This window comes from Phenylobacterium sp., assembly GCF_030697925.1.
GTDB lineage: Bacteria > Pseudomonadota > Alphaproteobacteria > Caulobacterales > Caulobacteraceae > Phenylobacterium.
Genome location: NZ_JAUYOJ010000185.1, coordinates 48,413 through 72,237, shown reverse-complemented (window position 1 = coordinate 72,237; position 23,825 = coordinate 48,413). Strand labels below are relative to the sequence as shown.

At 68.7% G+C, this 23,825-nt stretch carries 28 protein-coding genes; 13 read left to right on the top strand and 15 right to left on the bottom strand.

What is annotated here, in order from left to right:
* Nucleotides 1–37: 37 nt before the first annotated feature.
* The 4 genes from Q8Q88_RS18085 to Q8Q88_RS18070 all read right to left on the bottom strand — a co-directional run bounded on the left by Q8Q88_RS18085 (nt 38) and on the right by Q8Q88_RS18070 (nt 2,098).
* Entirely contained in the window at nt 38–727 is a 690-nt protein-coding gene (locus tag Q8Q88_RS18085; protein WP_305676577.1) for a hypothetical protein, read from the bottom strand.
* Nucleotides 728–930: 203 nt separating this feature from the next.
* Entirely contained in the window at nt 931–1,236 is a 306-nt protein-coding gene (locus Q8Q88_RS18080; protein ID WP_305676576.1) for a flagellar hook-basal body complex protein FliE, read from the bottom strand.
* An 11-nt stretch (nt 1,237–1,247) separates the two neighbouring features.
* On the bottom strand, nt 1,248–1,667 hold the full coding sequence (gene flgC / locus Q8Q88_RS18075) for a flagellar basal body rod protein FlgC (protein WP_305676575.1): 420 nt from the start codon (nt 1,665–1,667) through the stop codon (nt 1,248–1,250).
* A gap of 11 nt (nt 1,668–1,678) precedes the next feature.
* A complete protein-coding gene (locus Q8Q88_RS18070) occupies nt 1,679–2,098 on the bottom strand; it encodes a flagellar basal body protein (RefSeq protein ID WP_305676574.1) in 420 nt (139 codons plus the stop codon).
* 101 nt (nt 2,099–2,199) lie between these two features.
* Here Q8Q88_RS18070 and Q8Q88_RS18065 point away from each other — a divergent pair, with 101 nt between their 5' ends.
* Together Q8Q88_RS18065 and fliP are read left to right on the top strand one after the other, a co-directional pair.
* Nucleotides 2,200–2,484: a flagellar biosynthetic protein FliO gene (locus Q8Q88_RS18065; RefSeq protein WP_305676573.1), complete on the top strand. Its 285-nt coding sequence runs from the start codon at nt 2,200–2,202 to the stop codon at nt 2,482–2,484.
* Nucleotides 2,484–3,281, top strand: coding sequence for a flagellar type III secretion system pore protein FliP (gene fliP, locus Q8Q88_RS18060; protein WP_371129875.1), 798 nt, complete (start codon nt 2,484–2,486; stop codon nt 3,279–3,281). The genes Q8Q88_RS18065 and fliP overlap by 1 nt, the downstream gene beginning before the upstream one ends.
* Nucleotides 3,282–3,417: 136 nt before the next feature.
* Here fliP and Q8Q88_RS18055 read toward each other — a convergent pair whose 3' ends face one another.
* The 5 genes from Q8Q88_RS18055 to Q8Q88_RS18035 are packed head-to-tail and all read right to left on the bottom strand — an operon-like array spanning nt 3,418 to nt 9,378.
* Nucleotides 3,418–6,351: a tetratricopeptide repeat protein gene (locus Q8Q88_RS18055; protein WP_305676572.1), complete on the bottom strand. Its 2,934-nt coding sequence runs from the start codon at nt 6,349–6,351 to the stop codon at nt 3,418–3,420.
* Between the two features lie 4 nt (nt 6,352–6,355).
* Nucleotides 6,356–7,162, bottom strand: a complete 807-nt coding sequence (locus Q8Q88_RS18050; protein WP_305676571.1) for a MotE family protein — start codon at nt 7,160–7,162, stop codon at nt 6,356–6,358.
* A complete protein-coding gene (locus Q8Q88_RS18045; RefSeq protein ID WP_305676570.1) occupies nt 7,159–7,677 on the bottom strand; it encodes a DUF6468 domain-containing protein in 519 nt (172 codons plus the stop codon). Before Q8Q88_RS18045 ends, Q8Q88_RS18050 begins: the two co-directional genes overlap by 4 nt.
* On the bottom strand, nt 7,674–8,762 hold the full coding sequence (fliM, locus tag Q8Q88_RS18040; protein ID WP_371129874.1) for a flagellar motor switch protein FliM: 1,089 nt from the start codon (nt 8,760–8,762) through the stop codon (nt 7,674–7,676). Before fliM ends, Q8Q88_RS18045 begins: the two co-directional genes overlap by 4 nt.
* Before the next feature lie 28 nt (nt 8,763–8,790).
* Nucleotides 8,791–9,378, bottom strand: coding sequence for a flagellar basal body-associated FliL family protein (locus Q8Q88_RS18035; RefSeq protein WP_305676569.1), 588 nt, complete (start codon nt 9,376–9,378; stop codon nt 8,791–8,793).
* Between the two features lie 220 nt (nt 9,379–9,598).
* Between Q8Q88_RS18035 and flgF the strand changes: the two genes are divergently transcribed.
* Genes flgF through Q8Q88_RS18005 form a run of 6 tightly spaced genes read left to right on the top strand, consistent with a single transcriptional unit; the run spans nt 9,599 to nt 13,646 of the window.
* Entirely contained in the window at nt 9,599–10,333 is a 735-nt protein-coding gene (gene flgF / locus Q8Q88_RS18030; RefSeq protein ID WP_305676568.1) for a flagellar basal-body rod protein FlgF, read from the top strand.
* Nucleotides 10,334–10,347: 14 nt separating this feature from the next.
* On the top strand, nt 10,348–11,136 hold the full coding sequence (gene flgG, locus Q8Q88_RS18025; RefSeq protein WP_305676567.1) for a flagellar basal-body rod protein FlgG: 789 nt from the start codon (nt 10,348–10,350) through the stop codon (nt 11,134–11,136).
* Between the two features lie 2 nt (nt 11,137–11,138).
* Entirely contained in the window at nt 11,139–11,882 is a 744-nt protein-coding gene (gene flgA, locus Q8Q88_RS18020) for a flagellar basal body P-ring formation chaperone FlgA (RefSeq protein ID WP_305676566.1), read from the top strand.
* 14 nt (nt 11,883–11,896) lie between these two features.
* On the top strand, nt 11,897–12,628 hold the full coding sequence (flgH, locus tag Q8Q88_RS18015; protein ID WP_305676565.1) for a flagellar basal body L-ring protein FlgH: 732 nt from the start codon (nt 11,897–11,899) through the stop codon (nt 12,626–12,628).
* A 58-nt stretch (nt 12,629–12,686) separates the two neighbouring features.
* On the top strand, nt 12,687–13,166 hold the full coding sequence (locus Q8Q88_RS18010; protein WP_305676564.1) for a hypothetical protein: 480 nt from the start codon (nt 12,687–12,689) through the stop codon (nt 13,164–13,166).
* Nucleotides 13,167–13,199: 33 nt separating this feature from the next.
* A complete protein-coding gene (locus Q8Q88_RS18005) occupies nt 13,200–13,646 on the top strand; it encodes a hypothetical protein (RefSeq protein WP_305676563.1) in 447 nt (148 codons plus the stop codon).
* Here the strand turns inward: Q8Q88_RS18005 and dxs are convergent, their stop codons facing one another.
* The 5 genes from dxs to Q8Q88_RS17980 all read right to left on the bottom strand — a co-directional run bounded on the left by dxs (nt 13,647) and on the right by Q8Q88_RS17980 (nt 18,369).
* A complete protein-coding gene (gene dxs, locus Q8Q88_RS18000) occupies nt 13,647–15,563 on the bottom strand; it encodes a 1-deoxy-D-xylulose-5-phosphate synthase (protein ID WP_305676562.1) in 1,917 nt (638 codons plus the stop codon).
* 26 nt (nt 15,564–15,589) lie between these two features.
* Nucleotides 15,590–16,468: a polyprenyl synthetase family protein gene (locus tag Q8Q88_RS17995; protein ID WP_305676561.1), complete on the bottom strand. Its 879-nt coding sequence runs from the start codon at nt 16,466–16,468 to the stop codon at nt 15,590–15,592.
* Between the two features lies 1 nt (nt 16,469).
* Nucleotides 16,470–16,712 carry an exodeoxyribonuclease VII small subunit gene (locus Q8Q88_RS17990; RefSeq protein ID WP_305676560.1) on the bottom strand — a complete coding sequence of 81 codons (243 nt, stop codon included), beginning with the start codon at nt 16,710–16,712 and terminating at the stop codon, nt 16,470–16,472.
* Nucleotides 16,713–16,776: 64 nt separating this feature from the next.
* Nucleotides 16,777–17,394, bottom strand: coding sequence for a histidine phosphatase family protein (locus Q8Q88_RS17985; RefSeq protein ID WP_305676559.1), 618 nt, complete (start codon nt 17,392–17,394; stop codon nt 16,777–16,779).
* Nucleotides 17,395–17,442: 48 nt separating this feature from the next.
* Nucleotides 17,443–18,369, bottom strand: a complete 927-nt coding sequence (locus tag Q8Q88_RS17980; protein WP_305676558.1) for a histone deacetylase family protein — start codon at nt 18,367–18,369, stop codon at nt 17,443–17,445.
* A 38-nt stretch (nt 18,370–18,407) separates the two neighbouring features.
* On the opposite strand from Q8Q88_RS17980, the gene Q8Q88_RS17975 reads away from it, so the two are divergent.
* On the top strand, nt 18,408–18,941 hold the full coding sequence (locus Q8Q88_RS17975; RefSeq protein WP_305676557.1) for a GNAT family N-acetyltransferase: 534 nt from the start codon (nt 18,408–18,410) through the stop codon (nt 18,939–18,941).
* A 155-nt stretch (nt 18,942–19,096) separates the two neighbouring features.
* Nucleotides 19,097–19,591, top strand: coding sequence for a recombinase family protein (locus tag Q8Q88_RS17970; protein ID WP_305676556.1), 495 nt, complete (start codon nt 19,097–19,099; stop codon nt 19,589–19,591).
* Here Q8Q88_RS17970 and Q8Q88_RS17965 read toward each other — a convergent pair.
* The gene (locus tag Q8Q88_RS17965) at nt 19,588–20,490 is read right to left on the bottom strand and encodes a LysR family transcriptional regulator (protein WP_305676555.1); all 903 of its coding nucleotides are present in this window, start codon (nt 20,488–20,490) and stop codon (nt 19,588–19,590) included. The genes Q8Q88_RS17970 and Q8Q88_RS17965 overlap by 4 nt on opposite strands.
* Nucleotides 20,491–20,604: 114 nt before the next feature.
* Here Q8Q88_RS17965 and Q8Q88_RS17960 point away from each other — a divergent pair, with 114 nt between their 5' ends.
* The 3 genes from Q8Q88_RS17960 to Q8Q88_RS17950 all read left to right on the top strand — a co-directional run bounded on the left by Q8Q88_RS17960 (nt 20,605) and on the right by Q8Q88_RS17950 (nt 23,717).
* Nucleotides 20,605–21,600 carry an aldo/keto reductase gene (locus Q8Q88_RS17960; protein WP_305676554.1) on the top strand — a complete coding sequence of 332 codons (996 nt, stop codon included), beginning with the start codon at nt 20,605–20,607 and terminating at the stop codon, nt 21,598–21,600.
* Nucleotides 21,601–21,724: 124 nt separating this feature from the next.
* Entirely contained in the window at nt 21,725–22,915 is a 1,191-nt protein-coding gene (locus tag Q8Q88_RS17955) for a VWA domain-containing protein (protein ID WP_305676553.1), read from the top strand.
* Nucleotides 22,916–23,048: 133 nt separating this feature from the next.
* Nucleotides 23,049–23,717 carry a TetR/AcrR family transcriptional regulator gene (locus Q8Q88_RS17950; RefSeq protein WP_305676552.1) on the top strand — a complete coding sequence of 223 codons (669 nt, stop codon included), beginning with the start codon at nt 23,049–23,051 and terminating at the stop codon, nt 23,715–23,717.
* Nucleotides 23,718–23,825: the final 108 nt, after the last annotated feature.

The following is a 23,825-nucleotide window of genomic DNA, read 5'->3' as shown; positions in this document are numbered from 1 at the left end:
TCCCCCGTAGACCGCGCTTAGAGCCCTTCCAAGGCGCCTAGTCCGGCTGTGGCGCGGGGTCCCGATCGTGGTGGATCGTGTCGGGTGCGATCGTCTCTGTCCGGGTGCTCAGCCGGCGATGCAAGAGCAGGGCGCACGAGCATGCCAGGGCGAGGGCGAGCATCTCACCACCGTCCTCGGCGATCGCCAGCGCGGCGTCGGCAAGGCGCGACCACGGCGCAACGATGATATGGATCATGTCCACGGCCAGGCCGAAAAACACCAGCACCGCGAATATGAGCGTCAACAAGGCGCCGTATCCCGCCGCCTGGCGTGTGCTGGATCTGAATCCCCAGACCAAGAGCGGAAGGAGCAGGGCGGCGGCGGCGGCCCAGACCATGAGTTCGCCGATATCCAGTGGCCGGAGGCCGGACAGCGTGGGAAAGGCCAGCTTGGCCGCCAGAAAGCCGCCAACGCGTTCATGAACCAGCATGGCGTCATCGAGAACGATGAAGGCGAATATGAGGGACCAAGCCAGATAGACACCCTGGCGGCTCAAGACAAAGGCGCGACCCAGCAACATCACAGTGACGAATGTCTGCAGGTAGTTGAAGAATTCCGCGACGCTTCGATCTCGATCAAGCCGAAGTACGTCGTTTCCGATCCAGGATATCCCAGGAATTTCGTGCGCCAGGAATACCGTCGAGACGTGAATTGAGATGAAGAAAATATTCAACCCAAAGACCATCCATACGATCTTTTGAGTTAGATTGCTGGAGTGGTACGTCGCCGATAGATTGGACGCAGAGACTCTTACCATCTCATCGACGCGTCTCGGCACTTGTTCTTCCGTGTGACGATTTTAAGACGATCAACGCCTACCATCACAGCTGCCCGCCAACAAGGTGTTGCTCTGTCGTGCCTAGTGACGCCCTAGGTCGACGCGGGCCGTCAGATCGGCATCCGCATAATTTCCTGGTAGGCGTTGATCACCTGGTCGCGGACAGCCATCACTGTCTCCAGGCTGGCCTCGGCGGCGGAGATAGCGGTGACCACGTCGATCAGCTCGGCCTTGCCGGCCACGTTGGCGGCGATCTGGGTCTCGGCGGTCTTGGTCGCCGTCATGGCGTCCTGAACGGCCGACTTGACCATGGCGCCGAAGTCGAGGCCTCCGTCCTCCTGGGCGCCGGTGGGCGCCTTGATCCCGCTGTTCTGGGTGGCGGCGTAGGCCTTGGCGGCGGCAAGCGCGGTCATCATCGGTCAGCGCCCTATTTCTTGAGCATGTCGAGGGTGCGCATCTCCATGGCGCGCGCCGTCTCGATCACGTTGAGGTTGGCTTCGTAGGCCCGCTGGGCCTCCTTCATATCGAGCGCCTCGATCAGCGGGTCGACGTTGGGCAGCTTCACATAGCCCTTGCCGTCCGCCGACGGATGGCCGGGATCGTAGACGCTGCGGAAGTCCTTCGGGTCGGGGGCGACCTTGCTCATCCGCACGCCCTGGCCGGCGTCGGTCTTCATCGGCTCGAACACCGGCACCTGGCGGCGGTAGGGATCGCCGCCGGCCTGACGCGCCACGGAGTTCGCGTTGGCCATGTTCTCGGCGATGATCCGCATCCGCGCCTGCTGGGCGCGAAGGGCGGTGGTGGCGATCGCCTGGGGCGCGCCGGAGACCGGCCTGATGTTGGGCATCTAGGCCTCCCCTAGCCGCGGCCGGGGGCGCGGCTGGCCATGCGCAGCAGGCCGAGCGATTTCTGGTAGAAGCCGATGGCCGCGTCATAGCTCATGCGCGCCTCGGCCATCTTCATCATCTCTTCTTCCAGGACCACCGAATTGCCGTCCAGGGTGGTCTCGGAGTCGCGGGCCTTCACGGCCTTGAACTGGCCGCCAAGGCCCTTGCGGACCCCGGGCATGGTCATGTGGCCAGGCTGGGTGACGGTCTGGACCGGGGTCAGGACCACGCCCTTCACCTGGGCCGCGAAGCTGTAGGGTTTCACGTCCGAGGGGGTGTAGCCGGGCGTGTCGGAATTGGCCACGTTCTGAGAGACCACCCTCTGGCGCTCGCTCAGGTGGCCCAGCCGGCCGCGCAGCATGGAGAACAGCGGGATTTCGGCGAGATTCATGGCGGTTATGGTGAACAAACAGGGTTAACCGGCCCTTAAGGAGCCTTGGGGCAAACCCTTGAACTGACACGCTCTCCTCGTCTTCGGACCCGCCCTCCCCGATGGAATTCGCCGACTTCGTCCGCGCGGTCTTCGCGCTCGTCCTGACCTTGGGGTTGGTGGGCATGGCCGCCGTGGCGTTGCGGCGCTTCGGGCCCGACGCGCTCGCGCGGTTCTCGCCGACCCGCAAGGCGCGGCGGCTGGCCATCGTGGAGAGCCTGGTGCTCGACCCCTCCCGGCGGCTGGTGGTGGTCTCGTTCGACGGCCAGGAGCGCCTGCTGCTGCTGGGCGAGGGCCAGGTGCTGCCGCCGGTCCCTGGTCAGCGCAAACCCAAGACGGCGGCCTGATGCGCAAGCTCTTCTCCGCCCTGTTCCATCTCAAGGCCGCCGACTGGCGTCGCGCCGCGGGCCTGTCGGTCCTGGCGACCCTGGTCACGCTGATCTTCCCGGCCGCGGCGGCCGCCCAGGCGGTGAACATCGACCTTGGCACCGGCGCCGGCCTCACCGAGCGGGTGGTCCAGCTCATGGGCCTGCTGACGGTGCTGTCCCTGGCCCCGTCGATCGTCATCATGACCACGTCCTTCGTGCGGATCGTGGTGGTGCTGGGCTTGCTGCGCACGGCGCTCGGCCTGCAGCAGAGCCCGCCCAACGCCGTGTTGATCAGCCTAGCGCTGTTCCTGACGGCCATCGTCATGGGCCCGACCCTGCAGCGGTCCTATGACGAGGGGATCAAGCCCCTGATGGACCAGCAGATGGAGATCCCGGCGGCCTTCGACGCGGCCAGCGCCCCGGTGAAGACCTTCATGCTGAGCCAGGTGGACCGCGAGGACCTGGCCCTGTTCATTCGCCTCTCCAAGATCGAGCGGCCGGCCACCATCGCCGAGACCCCGCTGCAGGTGGTGACGCCAGCCTTCATGATCTCGGAACTGAAGCGCGCCTTCGAGATCGGCTTCCTGCTGTTCATCCCCTTCCTGGTCATCGACCTGGTGGTGGCCAGCGTGCTGATGAGCATGGGTATGATGATGCTGCCGCCGGTGGTGGTGTCCCTGCCCTTCAAGCTGATCTTCTTCGTCCTGGTGGACGGCTGGCGGCTGGTGGCGGGCAGCCTGGTCGAGAGCTTCCAGCGGGGGGCGGGGGGGGGGTGAAGACCCCCTCCGTCGCGTCGCCGAAGAAGGCGACGCGCCACCTCCCCCAAATCGCGCTCCGCGCTGGGGGAGGATCCAAGACCTCTTAGATGCCCCCCTCTGGGGGAGCTGTCAGCGAAGCTGACTGAGGGGGACTTTAGCCCTTAGCCGCCGTGGTCGCAGCCGCCTGCTTGGGCGTGGGGGCGGGCTGCTTGGCGCCGCCCGTGGGGCCAGGCTTCTGCCGGAAGCGGACCTTCATCTTGTCGACCCAGCCCGAGAAGGCCTCGTTGTCGGCGGTCACCCGGCCGAAGTCGGCGACGTTCAGGCGGCCCGACTGCACGCCGGTCAGGGCCACGCGCAGGGCTTCGGGATTGCGGGCCTGGTCGTAGAAGCCGCCGTAGCGCTGGTTCAGGCGGTCGAGCGCGGCTTCATCCCCGGCCAGGCTGAAGGCGACGCCGGCGCGCAGCAGCTTGCCCTCTTCCTCACTGGTGAGGGCGCCGGGCTGTTTCCAGCGGTCGCCCAGGCTCTTCTCGAACTGGGCGCCGGCGGCTGGCCAGTCCTTCTGTTTCCAGATCACCTCGGCGCGGAGATCGCTGGCCTCGCGCGAGGCGTCGCGCTCGATCACCTCCAGGGCGTGGTCGAGACGGCCCAGGCCCAACAGGGCGCGAGCTTCCATCAGGCGGCGCTCGTTGTTGAGCGAGGTCGGCAGGATGGTGGTGCGCGAGCCGTTGATGGCCTGCATGGCCTTCTCGGGCTTGCGATCCATCAGGTAAATGAGGGCGAGGTCGGTGGCCACCTGGGCGCGCGGCACGCCGTCCAGGCGGTTCTCGGCCTGATAGGAAAGCAGTTGGGCGGCCTGGTCCAGCAGGTCGACGTCGACCAACCGGCGGACCAGCTTGCGGACCATCAGGTCGCCGTCGGCGCCCAGCGGCGTCAGCTCCTTGAAGTCGAAGAACAGGGCCAGGGCCTGAATCGGCTCCAGCCCGTCGGCGGCGCCGTCCAGGAACAGGGCGCGGAAGGCCGCGGCCAGGTCGGACTGCAGCTGCAGGGCGGCCGGCAGATCGGGCAGCCGCTGGCCGGCCGAGCGCAGCGCCTCCAGCGCCTCGCGATAGCGACCCTGGTTCAGATAGAGCTGACCGAGTGCGCGAATGGTCTCCAGCTCCGTGGCGTCGCCGCGCCAGCGGTAGCGCAGGCCGTCGAACACGTTGGCCGCCTGCAGCGGGGTGATCTTGCCGGTGTCGAGGCGGATCTGGGTGGCGTGCAGCAGGGCCGGCGCCGACAGGCTCTCGATCGGCGCGCCGGCGACGGCCGCGTAAATCCGCAGGGCGCGGTCGGTGTGGCCGAGCGCCTCGACCACCTGGGCCTGGACCAGGCGGGTGGCAAGTTCCTCCAGCGGTTCGGTCTTGTCCATCAGGGCCAGCCGGACGCGGCCCTCCGCGCCGTTGAGGTCGCCGAGCTGCAGCGCGGCCTGGGCGTCGGAGCGGGCGAAGCGCGCCTTCCAGGTGGGCGAGAACTGGTTGAAGGCCTCGGCGCCGGCGGCGAACTGGGCGCGCGCCTCCGGCCACTGGGCGAGCTGGGTGGCGATATAGGAGCGCCAGAGCGCGCTGGAGGGATCGTCGGACAGGATCGGGGCGGAGAAGTCGGCCTGGGCTTCCTTGTAGCGCCGCGCCATGACCCGGGCGATGCCGCGCAGGCCGCGGAACTCGGGATCGTCGGCCAGGGCCGGATGGCGGCGCACCGCGTCGTTGAGCACCCCGATGGCCTCGAACGACAGCTCCGAGCCGACCAGGAACCGAGCGAGCGCCATGCGCGCGGCCAATGGGGCGTCCGTGCCCTTGGCAGCCTCCTCGTTGGAGGCTGAGAGCAGGGCGTTGTAGCGGGCCAGGAAGCCGCCGGAACCGGTCTTGCTCCAGGTGGCGTCGATCAGGCCGGGCATGCTGGCCTGCTGTGGAGCGCCCATCACGGACTCGACCCGCTCGGCCCCGGCCGCGGCCGGCGACAGGGCCAGGCCCTGGGGACGGCCGATATGGACCAGGTCGCCGCTGCGGCTGACCGACAGGTCCTCGACGTAAGATTCCACCGCCAGGCCCTGGGCCGAAGGCAGCAGGGCCATCTGCACGAACTCGCGGCGCGAGGGCAGCCCCTTGGCGGGGCCGAGCGCGGTCACGACCTGCAGGCTGTCGCCGACGACGGGATCGGACACCACCAAGGTCCCGGTGATCCCGGCCACCGCGGCCTTCAGGCCCGCGGGGCCGCCGGCCTGGTCGCGGGCGATACGCACCAGGCTGGCCTGCTGACCCTGAGCGCCGGGACCGAGCGTGACGGTCCAGACCGCGCCCTGGCTGGCGGCGAAGAACGGGGTGGAAGCCGGGGTGGCGATGCGCACCGCCGAATAGCTGGTCCCGGTCATGGCCTGCATGCCGGTGAAGTGGCGCAGGCCGCGCGGGGCGCTGGAGACGTCCAGCTTGGCCGGGGCGTCGAACACCACCCAGATGGCGTCGCCGCGGCGGAACACGGCCGCGCCGTTGGGATTGGCCCAGGGGAAGCTGAAGCTCACCTGGCCGTTGGCGACCTTGGCCTCCATGCGGACCACGCCGCCGGCCGGGACCGGGTTGGCGCGGGGCGGCTCGGGTGGGGCCTCGGCCTGCGCGACCTCGGCCGGGGCGGCCTCGGCCACCGGGGCGGGCGGCTTCTCGAACAGGTTGACGTAGGTGGCGCCGCCGTCGACGCCGACCTTGGCGTCGGCGTTGTCGGCCAGGGTCAGCACAAGCTCCAAGCCGCCGCCGGCCGAGCGCCTGGCCTCGGCGGTCTTCAGCCAGCGCGGCGGATCGACCCGCAGGCGGGCGATGTCCGGATTGGCGTCACGGTTGAACTTGAGGATCAGCTTCTGGCCGTCGCGGCGGCTGACCGCGCGGGCGCCGCCCGACCAGTGGAACTCGATGCGCGAAAAGTCCCGCGCCTGGGCCACGTGCACGTCCAGCGGCCCGCGCGGAGCCACGGCCTTGGCCGGCGCCGCCAGGCCCGGAGGCGCGACGACGCCCGCGATGGCGATCGCCGCCACCGTCGAGCGAAGGGCGTGGCGCAGACCCACGGCCCTATCCGGCCTTGGGCGCCGGCGCGGTGGCCTTGGGAGCCGCGGCCTGGGCGACGGGCTTGGCGGGCGCCTTGGCGGCGGCCGCGTCGGCGGTGGCGTTGGCGGCCTCGGCCACCTTCTTCACGTCGCTGAAGCGGCGGGCCAGCAGTTCGGTCAGCTTGCGCGCCTCGGCCGGCGGCATGGCGGCCAGGATGGGCGCCAGCGAGCGCTCCTTCATCTTGGCGGCGATGGGCACGCGCACGGCGTCGTCTAGCCCCACAAGGCGGGGCGCGGCGTCCTTGGCCTTCATGGTCTCGAACACCTTCACCAGGCGGTCGATCTCGGCCTGCTCCTTGCCGTTGGCCTGGACCATCAGGCCCTGGATGTCGCCCTTCAGTCCGGTCAGGGCCTTCATCTTGGCGTCGAGCTTGGCCTCGGCGGCGGCCATCAGGGCCAGCTGCACGTCGAATTCCTGCTCGCGCTTGTCCAGCTGGCCGCGGCGCGCGCCCAGGCTTTGCAGCACCTGCAGCTCGGCGGGCGAGAGGCCGGCCTCCTTGGCCAGCTCCGCGGCGGTGGGCGCGCAGACGGCCGGGGGCTTGGCGGCGGGCGGCAGGGCCACCTTGCCCGCGGCGTCCTTGGCCAGGCCGGTCTCGGCCTTCATCTCGTCTTTCGACGGCTTTTCCTTGGGACCCTTGGCGGCTTCTTCCGCGAAGGCGCGCGCGCCGGACACCAGGTCCGGCAGCGACTCGGCGCCCGCCAGCGCGTTGATTCCCATCACGCCGGCGATGGCGACGCCGATCAGGGGCAGGATGCGGGGCATGTTCCTCATCGACGGCCTCCGGCGCGCATCGGCTCGTTGTCCGTGTCGAACAGATCGTCGTCGAAGCGGGGGCGTTCGCGCGCCGGCGCCAGCTCACGGCGGGCGGCGCGTTCGGGCCGCGGCTCGCGCGCGGCGGAGAGCAGCGACCCCAGCCGGTGGGTGACGCGCTCCACATCGCCCAGTTCCAGGTCCTCGCGGTCGCGCTCGCGGCCGCGCATCGGCTCGACGCGAGCCGATGCCTGCGGGGCGGCCTGGAGCTGGCGGTCCAGCTTGGCGGTCAGCTCGCGGGCCTTGGCGATGCGGTCGGCCAGCGCGTCGTGCGCCTCGTCGGTGGCGGCGCGCAGGTCGGCCAGGCCCTGCTCGGCGCGGGCGGCGGCGGCGTCCAGCTCGCCTACGGCCTTGGCGAAGCCGTCATGGCTGTCGCGCAGGGCCTTCAGGCGGCCGTTGAGCCGATAGCCCATCAACAGGGCCGCGGTCAGCAGACCGGCCAGCATCAGGTTCATGCCGATGGCGATGATGCTCATTTGACCCTCGAGATGGCTTTTTTGGCGTGGGGCGACAGCGGACTGTCGACGCGGACGGCGATGTGATGGTTGCGGCGGCCCATGCGGCCGCGGGTCAGGGGGATCGAACCGGCGCGCAGCTCGATCTGGCTGTCGGGCGTGGCGTTCAGCATGAGGGTGTCGCCGACCTTGAAATCGAGGACCTCGCGCAGGCTGAGCTGCTGTTCGTCGAGCACGGCGCGGACCTCCATCTGGGTGGTCCAGAGTTCGGTGGCCAGGTGGCCTTCCCAGATGTTGTCGCGGCCGAACTTCTCGCCCATGAACTGCTGAAGCAGCATCTTCCGGATGGGCTCGAGTGTGGCGTAGGGCAGCAGCAGCTCGATGCGCCCGCCCCGGTCTTCCATGTCGATCCGCAGCTTCACCAGGATGGCGGCGTTTGCGGGCCGGGCGATGGCGGCGAAACGCGGGTTGGTCTCGAGGCGATCGAGGGTGAAGGTCACCGGGGTCAGGGGCTCGAAGGCCTGCTTGGCGTCGGCCAGGACGACCTCGACCATCCGCTGGACCAGCACGCGCTCGATGGTGGTGTAGGGGCGGCCCTCGATGCGCATGGCCGCGGTGCCGCGACGGCCGCCGAGCAGCACGTCGACGATCGAATAGATCAGGTTGGAGTCGACCGTCAGCAGGCCGTAGTTCTCCAGCTCCTCGGCCTTGAACACCGAGAGGATGGCCGGCAGCGGGATCGAGTTCAGGTAGTCGCCGAAGCGGATCGACGAGATGTTGTCGAGGCTGACCTCGACGTTGTCGGAGGTGAAGTTCCGCAGGCTGGTCGTCATCAACCGCACCAGGCGGTCGAAGACGATCTCCAGCATCGGCAGGCGCTCGTAGGAGACCAGGGCCGAGTTGATGATCGCCCGGATGCCCGATCGCTCGGCGGCCTCCTCGTCGGAGAGGTCGAAGCCCAGCAGGCTGTCTATCTCGTCCTGGTTCAGGATCCGCTCGGCGCCGATCAGGCCTTCGACCTGGGCGTCGGGGTTCTCCCATGTCGAGGGATCGTCGGGGTTTATCCCGCCCTGCATGCCCCCGATGATTTGCGGTTCTTCGTCCATGGTTGCGCGTCGACCAGGCCTGCGGGGCCTAGTTGATCAGCATCTCCTCGATCAGGACGGCGTTCACCTTCGACGGCGCGATCACCAGGTTCACCCGACGTTGGATCTCCATGCGTAGCTGGTAGGACCCTTGGGACCCCTGCAGATCCTCGGGGCGCAGCTCGCGCAGGAAGGTCTGGAACATGTCCTGCAGCCTGGGCATGTTCGGCTCCAGCAGGTCGACCGTCTCCTGGTCGGGCACTTCCAGGGTGAGCTTCAGCTTCAGGAAGGTGGCGCGGCCGTCGGCGGTCTGCATGTTCACCACCACATTGGGCATGGTGTAGAACAGGATGCCGTCGGGTCCTTCGCGGACCTCGCCCGCGAGCTTCTCGCCTTCCTTCTTGTCGCCCTTCTTTTCTTTCTCTTTCTTCTTTTCCTTGCCCGCGTGCGCCTCGTCCGGCTTGGGCTTGAGCAGCATGAAACCGGCGGTCCCGCCGCCGCCCAGGACCAGCACGGCGGCCACGCCGCCGATGATCAGGAACTTGAGCGGGATCTTCTTCTTGGCAGGCGCGCCTTCGCCTTCTTCGCCCTCGGCGACGTCCCCTTCGGGGGCTTCCTTGACCTTGTCCTTGGCCACGCGTGCGCGCTCCTTAGAATCTTATCCCCGTCTCATCGCCCGACCATGGTTAAGGATCGGTTTTTAACTGGTGTTAACGCGCCACGAATCCTGCCCGGCAGAATCCGCCGATCGGCCCGCGTTAACTTTGTTTCTTATTGAAATTGCTGATGTTTCGGGTTGGCCCGAAGTTTGCAGCGGGATGGCTGGGAAAAGTGACGCAGGTTAAGGCCCGCTTTCGATGGATAACGCCCTCTACGTCGGACTGTCGCGGCAGATGACGCTGCGCCGCGAAATGGACATCGTGGCCAACAATATCGCCAACGCCGACACCACCGGTTTCAAGGTCGAGAGCCTGCTGGTGGAAACCGAACCCATGTCGCCGGCGGTGACCGCGCAAGGTCCCCGTCCGGTGAAGTTCGTTCTTGACCGCGGCGTGGGCCGCGACTTCCGCCAAGGGACCCTGCGGATGACCGGCGGGACCTTCGACCTGGGCGTCGAGGGCGACGGGTTCTTCAAGGTCTCCACCGCCGAGGGCGAGCAGTACACCCGCGATGGCCGCTTCCGCCTGGACGAGGCCGGCAAGCTGGTCACCCAGGACGGCCTGGCCGTGCTCGGCGACGGCGGCGAGCTGGTGATCGATCCGAAAAAGGGGGCTGTCACCATCGCCCCCGACGGCACCGTCAGCCAGGGCGAGGAGATCGTCGGCAAGGTGGGCGTGGCCCGCTTCGACCAGCTCTCGGTGCTCGAGAAGGTCGGCGACAACCTCTACCGCAACACCTCCAACGACCAGCCCCAGGCCGCCCCGGACGCCCGCGTCCGTCAGGGCATGCTGGAGGGCTCGAACGTCAAGCCGATCACCGAGATCACCCGGATGATCGAGGTCACCCGGGCCTATGAGTCGATGGCCAAGATGATGGACGCCAATGCTGAACTCTCCCGCCGCTCGATCGAGCGGATGGGCAAGCTGAACTAAAGAAGGTCTAGTCGATGCAAGCGCTTCGCACCGCCGCCACCGGCATGGCCGCCCAACAGCTGAATGTTGAGGTCATCTCCAACAACATCGCCAACATGAACACCGTGGGCTTCAAGAAGCAGCGCGCGGAGTTCCAGGACCTGCTCTACCAGACCCTGGAACGGGCCGGCGCCCAGTCCTCCGACCAGGGCAATGTCGTGCCCACCGGGGTGCAGGTCGGCGGCGGCGTGAAGGCCGGCTCCGTCTACCGGATCACCGAGCAGGGCACGATGACCGCGACGGGCAACAAGCTCGACATCGCCATCTCCGGCCGCGGCTATTTCCAGGTGCTGATGCCGGCGGGCGAGACCGCCTACACGCGGGCCGGCAACCTCTCGACCAACGACCAGGGCCAGCTGGTGACCGAGGACGGCTACCTGATCCAGCCGGCCATCACGATCCCCGGCGACGCCACCGACATCGCGATCTCCAAGAGCGGCCAGGTCCAGGCGATCCGCGCCGGCCAGACCGAGCCGGAGGTGATCGGCAATATCGAGCTCGCCACCTTCGTCAACGAGGGCGGCCTGGACGCCATCGGCGACAACCTGCTGTTGGAGACCGCCGCCTCGGGCGCGGCCACCACCGGCACGCCGGGCAATGACGGCATCGGCACGCTCAGCCAGGGCTACACGGAAGCCTCCAATGTCGACGCGGTGAGCGAGATCACCGCCCTGATCGTCGCCCAGCGCGCCTATGAGATGAACTCCAAGGTCATCACCTCGGCCGACGAAATGCTGCGCACCGCCAGCAACATCCGGTCCTGATCATGACCCGCGCCCTGCTCATCGCCGCCTCCGTCGCCTGGCTGATCGCCGGCCCGGCCCTCGCCGCCACCAGCGTCACCTTGAGGGCCGAGGTCCTGGACGACGACGGCATGGTCACGCTGGGCGACCTGTTCGAAGACGCCGGCGCGGCTGGCAAGGTCCAGGTCGCGGCCAAGCCCGGCGCCTCCACGGTGCTGGACGCCGGGGCTGTGCAGGGCCTGGCCCGGCGCAACGGCCTGGCCTGGGCCAACGCCGAGGGCATCCGCCGCATCGTGGTCCGCGGCGGCTCGCCCGGCGCGACGGCTTCGGCCGCCCGCGGCAATATCGAGGTCCTGACCTATGCCCGCAGCCTCTCGGCCGGCGAGATCGTCCAGCCGCAGGACCTGGTCTGGGGCAAGGCCGCGGCGGCTCCCAACGACGCGCCCAGCGACGCCGAGGCGATCATCGGCCTGGCCGCCAAGCGCCCCCTGCGGGCCGGGGCGGCGGTCTCCGCCCGCGACGTCTCCGCGCCACTGGTGATCAAGGCCGGCGAGCTGATCACCGTGCTCTACGAGAACGACGGCGTCTCGCTGGCCCTGCAGGGCAAGGCGATGACCGCCGCCAGTCAGGGCGAGGCCCTGAGCGTCCAGAACACCACCTCCAAGAAGATGATCCAGGCCGTGGCCAGCGGGCCCGGCCAGGCGCTCGTCGGCCCCGCCGCCGACCAGCTTCGCTCCGCCCGCCGCACCCAAATCGCGCTTCGCTAGTGAGCCTTCATCCCATGCGCCTTCCCGTCCTCGCCCTCATCGCCCTGGCCCCGCTGGCCGCCTGCTCCACCGTGGTGGAGGCCGTGAAAGGCCCCGAGCTCGCCCCGGTCGGCTATCCCTCGCAGCTGGTCGGACGCGAGCAGCCGACCTTCGTCTCGGCCACCCAACCCATGCCCCAGGCGGCCTCGGCCAACTCCCTGTGGCGCACAGGGGCCCGCGCCTTCTTCATCGACCAGCGGGCCAACCGCGTGGGCGACATCCTGACCGTCCAGATCGACATCAACGACTCGGCCCAGACCTCCAATGCCTCGAACAGCTCGCGGACCTCGGGCATGAGCGCCGGGGTGGACAACCTCCTGGGCCTGGAATCGAGCCTCGGCCGGTTCCTGCCGGGCGGCTTCGACCCGGCCAACGCCATCAACACCAACTCCACCACCAACAACCAGGGGACCGGGGCGGTGACCCGCTCGGAGAAGATCTCCCTGACGGTGGCCGCGGTGGTGACCAATGTCCTGCCCAACGGCAACATGGTGATTCAGGGCACCCAGGAGGTGCGCACCAACGCCGAGCTGCGCCAGCTCACCGTCGCCGGGATCGTGCGGCCGGAGGACATCACCTCCGCCAACACCATCCGCCACACCCAGATCGCCGAAGCCCGCATCAGCTACGGCGGCCGCGGCGACATCAGCCGCGTGCAGAAGACCCCGGCGGGGCAGTCCCTGATCGAGCGTTTCACCCCGTTCTGACCCCGAAACGGATCGTTTCGGTTCGGGGCGACGTTTCCTATGCAAAGGGAGCGTCGTCATGCGTCGCCGTACGATCGCCGGACTGGGACTTTTCTGCCTACTGGCCGCTTGCGCCCAACAGGCCGGGTCGCCGACCGCCGCGACCATGGCCTGGTCGCTGAATCACGCCGAGGGTGAGGGCGCGAAACTGGCCTTCGGCGAGCCCGACAGCGACAACCTGCTGCTGATGATGACCTGCCAGGCCCGCTCGGGCGAGGTCATGGTCACCGTGGCGGCGCCGGAGAACCGCCCGGCCCACGCCATCGAGCTCAAGTCGAACGACCGCACCACCCGCCTGCCCGGCCAGATCGTCCCGGCCATGGCCGAGGGCGAGGCGCTGATCGAGGCTCAGACCCCGGCCACCAACCCCACCCTGGCGAACTTCGCAAGAACTGGCGACCTCTCGATCGGCGGCGACGGCTCGAGCGCCAAGTTGCCGGTCCGGGCCAACGAGCGCCAGGTGGTCCGCAACTTCCTCGCCACCTGCCGCGCCGCCTAGATGCGGCCCCGGACGCGGTGCTAGCTTCGCCGCATGAAGCTCGCGACGATCCTGATCTCCGCCCTCACAGCCACCGCCGCCCAGGCCCAGGACACCCGCGTCTGGAGCGTCGATACGCCGAAGGAGGCTGACGCATGGTTGCGCTATGGGACGCCACAGACCGACGACCAGCCGCTGGCCTTCACCTGCGTTCGCAAATCTGGCCAGGTCGAACTGGGCGTCGTGATCCACAAGCCGGTGAACTCGCCCCAGCCCGCCAGCGTGACGGTCGCCTCGGAGGCCGCTGCCGTCACCTTGCGTGGCAGGGCCGAGCCCCTGCGCGGCGGCGCCCTTGCAGGCGCCGAGTTCTCGACACTCGCGCCCATGGCGGCGGCGTTCAGGAAGACCGGTCTGGTCACGGTGACCGCGCTGGGCGAGACGATCAGCCCGCCGCCCGCGCCCAAGGGCGCGGTGCGCAAGTTCTTCGGCGCTTGTAAGTAGCTAGGCCCGTCGGCCCGCGGCGGAGACGTTGTCGACGCCCAGCGCGGCGAGCGCGCCGCGGACGATGCCCTCGGCGTCGAGGCCGGCCTCGGCGTACATGGCGTCGGGCTTGTCGTGGTCCTGGAAGACGTCGGGCAGGTTGAGCGTGCGGACCTTGAGGCCGCGGTCCAGGGCGCCGTGCTCGGCCAGGGCCTGAAGCACGAAGGCGCCGAAGCCGCCCATGGCGCCTTCCTCGACCGTGATCAGGGCCTCATGTTCCCGCGCCAGGCGCAGGATCAGCTCGATATCCAGGGGCTTGGCGAAACGGGCGTCGCAGACCGTGGCCGACAGGCCGCGCGCGGCCAGCAGGTCGGCGGCCTTGAGGCTTTCGGCCAGGCGGGCGCCGAAGGAGATGATGGCGACCGCCGTGCCCTCGCGGACGATGCGGCCCTTGCCGATCTCCAGGGGCTCGGCGATCTCTGGCAGGGCTAGTCCCAGGCCCTCGCCGCGCGGATAGCGGAAGGCGCTCGGCCGGTCGTCGATGACAGCGGCGGTGGCGACCATCCGGGCCAGCTCCACCTCGTCGGCGGCGGCCATCAGGATCATGCCCGGAAGCGCGCCCATGAAGCCGATGTCGAAGGAGCCCGCGTGGGTCGCGCCGTCGGCCCCGACCAGTCCGGCCCGGTCCATGGCGAAGCGCACCGGCAGGCGCTGGATGGCCACGTCGTGGACCACCTGGTCGTAACCGCGCTGCAGGAAGGTCGAATAGATGGCGCAAAACGGCTTCATGCCGTCGGCGGCGAGGCCCGCGGCGAAAGTCACCGCATGCTGCTCGGCGATGCCCACGTCGAAGGTGCGGTCGGGGAAGCGCTTGGCGAACAGGTCGAGGCCGGTGCCGGAATCCATCGCCGCGGTGATGGCCACGATCTTGTCGTCGCGCTCGGCCTGCTTGATCAGCTCCTGGGCGAAGACCTTGGTGTAGTGCGGCGCGACCGGGACGGCCTTGGCCTGCAGGCCGGTGACCACGTCGAACTTGACCACCGCATGCAGCTTGTCGTCGGCGCTCTCGGCGGGGGCGTAACCCTTGCCCTTCTGGGTCACCACGTGGACCAGGACCGGCTTGTCCTTGATTTCCCGCACGTTCTTAAGGATCGGCACCAGGGCGTCCAGGTCGTGCCCGTCGATGGGGCCGACATAGTAGAAGCCCAGCTCCTCGAACAGGGTGCCGCCCGTGACCATGCCGCGGGCGTATTCCTCGGCCTTGCGGGCGGCCTCGCGCATGGGGCGCGGCAGCACCTTGGCCACCGACTTGCCGAGATTGCGCAGCGACTGGTAGCCGCCGCCGGAGACCACGCGGGCCAGGTAGGCGCTCATGCCGCCCACCGGCGGGGCGATGGACATGTCGTTGTCGTTGAGGATGACGGTGAGCTGGCCCGTGGTCTCGCAGGCGTTGTTCATGGCCTCATAGGCCATGCCCGCGCTCATCGAGCCGTCGCCGATCACGGCCACGACGCTGTTGTGCTTGCCGTGCGCGTCGCGAGCCGCGCAGAAGCCCAGCGCCGCGGAGATCGAGGTGGCCGCGTGGGCCGCGCCGAAGGGGTCGTATTCGCTCTCGCTGCGCCGGGTGAAGCCCGACAGCCCCCCGCCTTGGCGCAGGGTGCGGATGCGATCGCGGCGACCGGTGAGGATCTTGTGCGGATAGGCCTGGTGGCCGACATCCCAGATCAGGATGTCTTCCGGGGTCTCATAAACGTGGTGCAGGGCGACGGTCAGCTCGACCACCCCCAGGCCCGCGCCGAAGTGGCCGCCGGTCTGTGAGACGGCGTCGATCATCTCGGCGCGCAGCTCGTCTGCGAGTTGCCGAAGCTCGGCCGCGTTGAACCCGCGAGTGTCCTTGGGGAACGAGACCTTGTCGAGCAGAGGCGTGACTGGCGGCATGTTTTACAGGAGACGCTGCAATGAAATCAGTTTCGGCGCTCTAGCACGAAATCCACGCTGGCCCGCAGGAATTCGGCCCGCGGACCGAAGGGGTCGAGGTGCGCTTTGGTCTGTTCGGCCAACAGGGTCAGGCGTTCGCGGGCCGCCTCGGCGCCCAGCAGGGTCACGTAGTTGGCCTTGCCCATGGCCGCGTCCTTGCCGGCCTTCTTGCCCAGGGTGGCGCTCTCGCCCTCGGCGTCCAGCAGGTCGTCGACAATCTGGTAGGCCAGGCCCAGGTCCTGGGCGAAGGCCATCAGGGCGTGGCGTTCGCCGTCCCCGGAATGGGCCATGATCAGCGGCAGCTCGAAGGCCACGGCGATCAGGGCGCCGGTCTTCAGACGCTGCATCCGGGCCACGGCGCCCAGGTCGTCGCGCACCCCCAGCATGTCGATCATCTGGCCGCCGCACATGCCGCGCGCGCCCGCCGCCTGGGCGAGCTTCAGCACCATCTCGGCGCGGACATTGCCGTCCTTGTGGGTGTCCGGATGGGCCAGGATCTCGAAGGCCACGGTCTGCAGGGCGTCGCCGGCCAGGATGGCGGTGGCCTCGTCATAGGCCTTGTGCACGGTCGGCCGGCCGCGGCGTATGTCGTCGTCGTCCATGGCCGGCAGGTCGTCATGGATCAGGCTGTAGGCCTGGACGCATTCCAGGGCGCAGGCCGCGCGCAGCACCGGCCGGTCGGCCAGGTCGAACATCTTGCCGGTCTCTATGGCGAAATAGGTGCGCAGCCGCTTGCCAGGCCCCAGCGCCGCATAGCGCATGGCCTCGGTCAGCCGCGATTCCGGCCCCTCGGCGCGGGGCAGCAGCTCGTCCAACGCCACGGTGACGAGATCCGCCGCCTCGGCCACGCGTTGGGCCAGGGACATCCTAGTTGAACTCGGCCGGTTCGACGCTCGCCTGACCGCCCGCGCCCACCACGATCTTCTCGACCTGCAGCCGCGCGGCCTCCAGCCGCTTCTCGCAATGGGCCTTCAGGGCCGCGCCGCGCTCGTAGAGCTTCACCGACTCCTCGAGCGGCGCCTGGCCGGACTCCAGCTGGCCGACGATCCGCTCCAGCTCGGCGAGCGCCTGCTCGAACGATAGCCCATCGATGTCGGCGGCTTCGGCCATTCCAAATCCCTTGAGGAACTCTGCAACCTAGTAAGGGCGGAGGAACCCCGCAACGACGATGATCTCAGGGGCGCTCGTAACGCCGGGTCGACCAGTACTTCCAGCCCTGGTTGGCGGTCATCTTCCAGCCCCGCCGGCGCAGAGCGCGGCCGACCATGAAATTGAAGAAGCCGTGGGCCAGCACCACCACGTCGCCGCCGTCGGCGGCCAGGGCCTCGATCCGCGAGGCGGCCTCATCGGCGCGAGCCTCGGCCTGGCGACGGGTCTCGCCGCCCTCATGGTGATCGAAGAACCACCACCAGAAGCGCGCGAGGAAGCCCCAGGTCCTGGGGGCGAGCTTGACGAAGCCCGGCCAGTTGGGCGGCGGCAGGGGGGCTTCGACGAACATCTCGTCGCGGACGAAGTCGCGGCCACGGCAGAGGGCGATCGCGCTCTCGATCGAGCGGGTGCGCACCGAGGAGATCACCGCCCCGGCGGAGGCGATCTGGTCCATCAGCACCGTCGGCGGCGTCTGGCCCGGACGCAGGCCCATTTCCTCGTACTTGGCCCAGAAGTCGCGGTAGCCGCCGGCCGTCAGGACCACATCGCGCGACAGGGCGGGTTCGCCGTGGCGGGCCAGGATGATGGCGCCGGGGCGTTTCGCGGGCAGGGATCGAGGGTCGGCGGTCAAAGCGTCGGCCATGTCATCTGAAAGCCCTTGTCCGCGCAATGCGCGACCCGGCTCCGCCCTTCACCCCAAAGACAAGGCCCGAACATGCGCGAGCGCAGAGCGGCCCAGAGCCTCAAGGTCGTAGCCGCCCTCGAGCGAGGACACAACCCGGCCTTTCGCGTGGGCGTTGGCGACTGAGACTATGGCCCTGGTGGCCCAATCGAAATCCTCGGCCTCCAGGTTCTGGGTCGAGTCGCCGATCGGGTCGCGGGCGTGGGCGTCGAAGCCGGCGGAGACCAGAATCAGGTCCGGGGCGAAGGCGTCCACATGGGTCATCAGGCCCTCGAACTGTTGGCGCCAGGCCTCCCGCGAGGCGCCGGGCGGCACCACGGCGTTGCGGATATTGCCGGGAACGGCCTCCGACGGGTGACCGGTGCCGGGCCACATGGGCCACTGCTGGACGGAGACGAAGAAGGTGTCCTCCACGCCGCCGAGCGCGGCCTGGGTGCCGTTGCCGTGGTGGACGTCGAAATCGACCACCGCCACGCGCTTCAGGCCCGCGGCCTGGGCCACCCGCGCGGCGACCGCCACGTTGGAGAAGATGCAGAAGCCCATGGGCAGGTGCGGCTCGGCGTGGTGGCCGGGCGGGCGTACGGCGCAGAAGGCGCGCTGCAGGTCCCCGGCGGCCACGTCACGCACGGCGCTGGCCACCGCGCCGGCCGCGCGTCGCGCCGCCGCCAGGCTGCCGGGGGACATGAAGGTGTCGCCATCCAGCATCAACCGCCCGGTGGTCGGCGCCGAGGCGACGATGGCGTCCACATAGTCGGCCAGATGCACCCGGGCGAGGTCGGCGGCTTCCACCAGCGGGGCCTCGCGGCGGTCCAGATGAAGGTCGCTGGCGTCGTCCAAAGCGCCGACCACCGCGCTCAGCCGTTCGGGCCGCTCGTAATGGCCTTCGCCCGGACGGTGGTCGAGCATGTCGAGATGGGTGTACAGCCCAACGGTCATCGGCGACTCATCCTTCCCCGCAGATCGAAGCGAGCAGCATGCAGGAACCCATAATCCGCCGCGCCCGTCCCGACGAGGCCGAGATTGTCGCGGCCATCGGCGCCGGCACCTTCAGCGAGACGTTCGGCCACCTCTATCCGGCCGACGAACTGGCCGTCTTCCTCGCCGAGGTCTACGACGTGGAGCGGGCCCGCGCCGACCTGGCCGATCCCGCCAAGGCCACCTGGCTGGTCGAGGTCGACGGCGATGTCGTGGGCCATGCGCTGGTCGGACCCTGCACCCTACCTCACCCCGAGGTCACACCCGCCTGCGGCGAGCTGAAACGCCTCTATCTGCTGAAGTCCTGGCAGAACGGCGGGACCGGACGTCGGTTGTTCGCACAGGCCGTCGACTGGCTGCTGGCCGATGGCCCGCGCGACCTGTGGATCGGGGTCTGGTCGGAGAACCACGGCGCGCAGCGATTCTACGAGCGGCACGGTTTTGTCCGCGCGGGCGAATACGGTTTCCAGGTCGGTTCGACCACGGATCGCGAATTCATCCTACGCCGGCCCGCGCAAGGTTCGGCCTCCTAGGCACGCGGGGGCGCCTCAGACTTGCCAGAATTTCTCACCAAACCCTGGCAACCTAAGAAATATTGCTTCGATTTAACATAGCTGTCTTTGACGCCGGGGACCGGGTTTGCGACCTTCGGCTCAATCATCGCAGAGCTGACACGGGCGACGGTGGGATGTTGAAGATCGGGTATGTACGGCTGCGCGACGCGCGATCGTCGGACGACACGGCGGTACTGAAGGAACTGGGGTGCCATGTGGTCCGGGCCGAGGAGCCTACGGGCCCGATGGCCGACGACTCCGCGGTGCTGACGTCGATCCTCGACTTCATCGGCGCGGGCGACCAGTTGGTGGTCACGCGCCTAAACCACCTGGCGGCCTCCAGCCGCGGACTGCTCGAAGTCCTGGGCCGGCTCGAGGACCGCGGCGCCCACCTGTTCGTGGTCGAGTCCAGCATCTCCTCAGAGGGCGAGGGCGGCCGGGCCCTGCACGCGGCGCTTCAGGCCGTGGCCTCGGTGGAGCCGCCCTGGATCGATCGCCGCCGCCGCGGCGCCCCCGCCGACGACATCCGCGCCCTGCAGGCCGCCGGCGTCGGGCCGGTGGAGATCGCGCGGCGCCTGGGCGTCTCGCGCATGACCGTCTGGCGCAAGCTGCGCGAGATGCCGGCCTAGGTCGGGGCCGCCTTCCAGACCTTCACGAAGTCGATGAAGGCCCTCAGGGCCGAGGGCATCTGCCGGCGACTGGGATAGTAGAGGAAGGGGCCGGGAAAGCTCTCTTGCCAGTCCTCCAGCACCGCCACCAGCCGACCCTCGGCGACATGCTCGCGGACATAGCCCTCGAAGGTCGACCAGAAGCCGACGCCCTCCAGGGCCGCGCGCATCTGCACCGGGATGCTGGTGGAGACCAGCGGTCCCTCCGGCTCGATCCGCACCACCTCCCCGTCCCGCTCGAACTCCCAGGCCACATCGACCCCGCCGGGGAAGCGCTGGCGGATGCAGGGCTTGCCCAGCATGTCGCCGGGAACCTCGGGTCGGCCATATCGGGCGACCACCTCGGGCGCGGCCACCACCGTGAAGCGCTGCGGCGGACCCAGCGACACGGCGATCATGTCGCGGGCCAGGCTCTCGTCCCAGCGCACGCCGGCGTCGAAGCCCTCGGCGACGATGTCGATGAACGAGGTCTGGGCGACGATCTCCAGGCGCACCTGCGGATGGGCGGCCAGGAACGGCGCGACCATGGGGGCCAGGACCAGCTCCACGGCAGGCTCGGGGGCGTTGATCCGCACCGTGCCAGCCGGATGGCCTGGGGCGGCGGTCACCTGGTCCACGGCCGCGGCGATGTCGGCCAAGGCCGGCGATAGGCGGTCCAGCAATCTTTGCCCGGCCTCGGTGGGCGCGACGCTGCGGGTGGTGCGGTTCAGCAGCCGCACCCCCAGCCGGGCCTCCAGGTCGCGCAGGGTCTGGCTGAGGCTGGAGGGGGAGACGCCACGCGCCGCGGCGGCGCGGCGGAAGCTGCGGTGGCGGGCGATGGCGGCGAAGGCGTCGAGGTCGCCGAGATCGAGCTGGGCCATTGTTCACCATTTCGCACAGTGCATTCCGAATTCCGCAACTTATCGGATGATCGCCGGGGCGCCACCTTACCGTCAGCGGCGAGACGCGCCGATCCAACTGATGAGGAGCAACCCATGACCCTGCGCACACTTGGTACCACCGGCCCCGCCGTCTCGACCCTGGGCCTCGGCTGCATGGGGATGTCGGACCTGTATGGCCCGGCCGACCGGGCCGAGAGCCTGGCCACCATCGATGCGGCCCTAGCGGCCGGCGTCACCCTGCTCGACACCGGCGACTTCTATGGCATGGGCCACAACGAATTGTTGATCGGCGAGGCGCTGAAGGGCCGCCGCCGCGAGGACGTGACGATCAGCGTCAAGTTCGGCGCCCAGCGCGGCCCCGACGGAGCCTGGCTGGGCTACGACGCCCGGCCCCAGGCGGTGAAGGCCTTCGCGGCCTACAGCCTCAAGCGCCTGGGCGTCGACCATATCGACGTCTATCGCCCCGCTCGCCTGGATCCCAACGTGCCGATCGAAGACACGGTAGGCGCCATCGCCGACCTGGTGAAGGCCGGCTACGTCCGTCACATCGGCCTCTCCGAGGTGGGCGCGGCCACCCTGCGCCGGGCCGCGGCGGTCCATCCGATCGCCGACCTGCAGATCGAGTACTCGCTGATCTCGCGGGGGATCGAAGACGAGATCCTGCCGGTCTGCCGCGAGTTGGGGATCGGGATCACCGCCTATGGAGTGCTGTCGCGCGGCCTGATCAGCGGCCACTGGACCAAGGCCGCCGCCGACGCCTCGGACTTCCGCGGCCACAGCCCGCGCTTCCAGGGTGAGAACCTCCACCGCAACCTGGCCCTGGTGGAGGCCCTGCGCGGGGTGGCCGAGGCGCGCGGCGCCAGCGTCGCCCAGATCGCCATAGCCTGGGTCCTGGCCCAGGGGAACGACATCGTCCCTCTGGTCGGCGCGCGCCGCCGCGACCGCCTGGCCGAGGCCTTGGGCTCGCTGGCCCTGGAACTGACCCCGGCCGATCTGGCGGCGATCGAACAGGCGGCGCCCAAGGGCGCGGCGGCCGGCGAGCGCTACGCCGCCTCGCAGATGGCGATGCTGGACAGCGAGCGGCGCTAAAGCGGGCGCGCGAGCCGCGGCGCCTCGGCTCGCGCGCCCGCACGGCATGCTGGACATCGGCCTCCTGGGGCTCCATCTTCCGAAGTCAAACGATTGTTCGTCCCCCTATTCGGGAAGCCTGCCCATGTTCATGCGTTTCTTCACCGAGCTCCGCGAGGCCAAGGTGCCCGTGACGCTCAAAGAGTACCTCATGCTCATGGAGGCGCTCGACAAGGTGGTCATCGAGCGCAATGTCGACGACTTCTACTACCTGTCGCGCTCGGCCCTGGTGAAGGACGAGAAGAACCTCGACAAGTTCGACCAGGTGTTCAGCCACGTGTTCAAGGGGCTGGAGAAGGTCGATGGGATCGGCGTGGCCGACATCCCCGCCGAGTGGCTGAAGCGCATCTCCGACAAGTTCCTCACCGATGAGGAGAAGGCTCAGATCGAGGCCATGGGCGGCTTCGACAAGCTGATGGAAGCCCTGGCCGAGCAGATGCGCAAGCAGCGCGACGAGGGCGACGGGGACGGCGAGGGCAAGGGTCAGAACGGCCAGAAGGGCGACGGCAGCTCGCCGTTCGGCGCCAACGGCTATCACCCTGAGGGCATCCGCATCGGCCAGGACAAGGGCCGCCACGGCAAGGCGGTCAAGGTCTGGGACAAGCGCGAATACAAGAACCTCGACGACTCCGTCGAGCTCGGCACCCGCAACATCAAGGTCGCCCTGCGCCGCCTGCGCAAATGGGTCCGCGAGGGCGCCGCCGAAGAACTCGACATGAACGCCACGATCAAGGGGACCGCCGAAAAGGGCTACCTTGATATCAACATGCGTCCCGAGCGCCGCAACAAGATCAGCGTGCTGATCTTCTTCGACATCGGCGGCTCGATGGACAGCCACATCCGCATCTGTGAGGAGCTGTTCTCCGCGGCGCGGAGCGAGTTCAAGAACATGGAGTTCTACTACTTCCACAACTGCCTCTATGAGAGCGTGTGGAAGGACAACCGGCGCCGTCACGCCGAGAAGCTGAACACCTATGACGTGCTCCACAAGTTCTCCAGCGATTACAAGGTGATCTTCGTCGGCGACGCCACGATGAGTCCCTATGAGATCACCTATCCGGGCGGCTCGGTGGAGCACTGGAACGAGGAGGCCGGGGCCATCTGGATGGACCGCGTGGCCAACATCTATGAGAGCATGGTCTGGCTGAACCCGACCGCCGAGCGGCACTGGGACTACACCCCCTCGATCGAGGTGATGAAGCAGCTGGTCGGCGACCGGATGTTTCCGCTGACCATCGAGGGTCTGGACAAGGCCATGCGGGAGCTGGCGCGCTAATCATCAGGTCGCTTTTCGCGGCCATTCCATTCAACCGGGCCAGTTCCTTGCCGAAGATCGCGTTGTTTCAGTCAAAATCCGTCGAGAAGGTCGCATCGCCCTTCGCGTCTCACCTGTTAAGGTGGAGCTGCACGTGAAGGATTCGCCCGTGGACGCCGCCCCGGCCAACGACATCGCCGAGCCCAATGAGGCCGCCACCAAGGCGGCGGTCTTCTGCGCCGCGGAACGCCTGTTCGCCCTGCACGGCTTCCAGAACGTCTCGGTGCGCGACATCACCGCCGACGCCGGCGTCAACCTCGCCTCGGTGAACTACCACTTCGGTTCCAAGGACGCCCTGCTGTTCGAGATCTTCCGCCGGCGCACGGCGGAGCTGAACCGCGAACGCGCCCGGATGCTGCACGAGGCCACCGACCGCCATCAGGGCAAGCCGCCGGTCCGCGACATCCTGGAGGCGCTGTTCGCTCCCCCCCTGCGCTGGGCCTCGCCCGAGAACGACCGGCGCATCTCGGTGCAGTTCATCATCCGCTCGCGCAGCGAGGGCACCGAGGAGATGCGCGACGCCCTGACCAAGGACGTCAGCCACCTGGCCCGGTTCGCGGACGCCCTGATCGCCGCCTGCCCCAACTTGCCGCGCGAGAGCGTCTACTGGCGGCTGCATTTCTGCCTGGGCATGGTTCACAACAACCGCTTCGCCGAGTTCGACCGCCTGCACGTCCTGTCGGACGGCGCCACGCGGGAGGGCGACATCGAGGCGCTGTTGAAGCGGATGCTCGACTTCGCCGAGGCCGGCTTCCTGGCCTAGAGCGTGACAGCTTCAAGTGGACACCGGTTGAAGCGCCCGTCACGCTCTAAACTTTTGAAGATAGATCCTTTTTGCCCGTTTCAGATGACTCCCTCTGAAACGGAAAGG

What these genes read in the sequence shown, in the direction of transcription:
- Q8Q88_RS18085 (WP_305676577.1), bottom strand. Translation starts at nt 727, where the DNA reads ATGGTCTTTGGGTTGAATATTTTCTTCATCTCAATTCACGTCTCGACG.
- Q8Q88_RS18080 (WP_305676576.1), bottom strand. Translation starts at nt 1,236, where the DNA reads ATGATGACCGCGCTTGCCGCCGCCAAGGCCTACGCCGCCACCCAGAAC.
- flgC (WP_305676575.1), bottom strand. Translation starts at nt 1,667, where the DNA reads ATGCCCAACATCAGGCCGGTCTCCGGCGCGCCCCAGGCGATCGCCACC.
- Q8Q88_RS18070 (WP_305676574.1), bottom strand. Translation starts at nt 2,098, where the DNA reads ATGAATCTCGCCGAAATCCCGCTGTTCTCCATGCTGCGCGGCCGGCTG.
- Q8Q88_RS18065 (WP_305676573.1), top strand. Translation starts at nt 2,200, where the DNA reads ATGGAATTCGCCGACTTCGTCCGCGCGGTCTTCGCGCTCGTCCTGACC.
- fliP (WP_371129875.1), top strand. Translation starts at nt 2,484, where the DNA reads ATGCGCAAGCTCTTCTCCGCCCTGTTCCATCTCAAGGCCGCCGACTGG.
- Q8Q88_RS18050 (WP_305676571.1), bottom strand. Translation starts at nt 7,162, where the DNA reads ATGAGGAACATGCCCCGCATCCTGCCCCTGATCGGCGTCGCCATCGCC.
- Q8Q88_RS18045 (WP_305676570.1), bottom strand. Translation starts at nt 7,677, where the DNA reads ATGAGCATCATCGCCATCGGCATGAACCTGATGCTGGCCGGTCTGCTG.
- fliM (WP_371129874.1), bottom strand. Translation starts at nt 8,762, where the DNA reads ATGGACGAAGAACCGCAAATCATCGGGGGCATGCAGGGCGGGATAAAC.
- flgF (WP_305676568.1), top strand. Translation starts at nt 9,599, where the DNA reads ATGGATAACGCCCTCTACGTCGGACTGTCGCGGCAGATGACGCTGCGC.
- flgG (WP_305676567.1), top strand. Translation starts at nt 10,348, where the DNA reads ATGCAAGCGCTTCGCACCGCCGCCACCGGCATGGCCGCCCAACAGCTG.
- flgA (WP_305676566.1), top strand. Translation starts at nt 11,139, where the DNA reads ATGACCCGCGCCCTGCTCATCGCCGCCTCCGTCGCCTGGCTGATCGCC.
- flgH (WP_305676565.1), top strand. Translation starts at nt 11,897, where the DNA reads ATGCGCCTTCCCGTCCTCGCCCTCATCGCCCTGGCCCCGCTGGCCGCC.
- Q8Q88_RS18010 (WP_305676564.1), top strand. Translation starts at nt 12,687, where the DNA reads ATGCGTCGCCGTACGATCGCCGGACTGGGACTTTTCTGCCTACTGGCC.
- Q8Q88_RS18005 (WP_305676563.1), top strand. Translation starts at nt 13,200, where the DNA reads ATGAAGCTCGCGACGATCCTGATCTCCGCCCTCACAGCCACCGCCGCC.
- dxs (WP_305676562.1), bottom strand. Translation starts at nt 15,563, where the DNA reads ATGCCGCCAGTCACGCCTCTGCTCGACAAGGTCTCGTTCCCCAAGGAC.
- Q8Q88_RS17995 (WP_305676561.1), bottom strand. Translation starts at nt 16,468, where the DNA reads ATGTCCCTGGCCCAACGCGTGGCCGAGGCGGCGGATCTCGTCACCGTG.
- Q8Q88_RS17990 (WP_305676560.1), bottom strand. Translation starts at nt 16,712, where the DNA reads ATGGCCGAAGCCGCCGACATCGATGGGCTATCGTTCGAGCAGGCGCTC.
- Q8Q88_RS17985 (WP_305676559.1), bottom strand. Translation starts at nt 17,394, where the DNA reads ATGGCCGACGCTTTGACCGCCGACCCTCGATCCCTGCCCGCGAAACGC.
- Q8Q88_RS17980 (WP_305676558.1), bottom strand. Translation starts at nt 18,369, where the DNA reads ATGACCGTTGGGCTGTACACCCATCTCGACATGCTCGACCACCGTCCG.
- Q8Q88_RS17975 (WP_305676557.1), top strand. Translation starts at nt 18,408, where the DNA reads ATGCAGGAACCCATAATCCGCCGCGCCCGTCCCGACGAGGCCGAGATT.
- Q8Q88_RS17970 (WP_305676556.1), top strand. Translation starts at nt 19,097, where the DNA reads ATGTTGAAGATCGGGTATGTACGGCTGCGCGACGCGCGATCGTCGGAC.
- Q8Q88_RS17965 (WP_305676555.1), bottom strand. Translation starts at nt 20,490, where the DNA reads ATGGCCCAGCTCGATCTCGGCGACCTCGACGCCTTCGCCGCCATCGCC.
- Q8Q88_RS17960 (WP_305676554.1), top strand. Translation starts at nt 20,605, where the DNA reads ATGACCCTGCGCACACTTGGTACCACCGGCCCCGCCGTCTCGACCCTG.
- Q8Q88_RS17955 (WP_305676553.1), top strand. Translation starts at nt 21,725, where the DNA reads ATGTTCATGCGTTTCTTCACCGAGCTCCGCGAGGCCAAGGTGCCCGTG.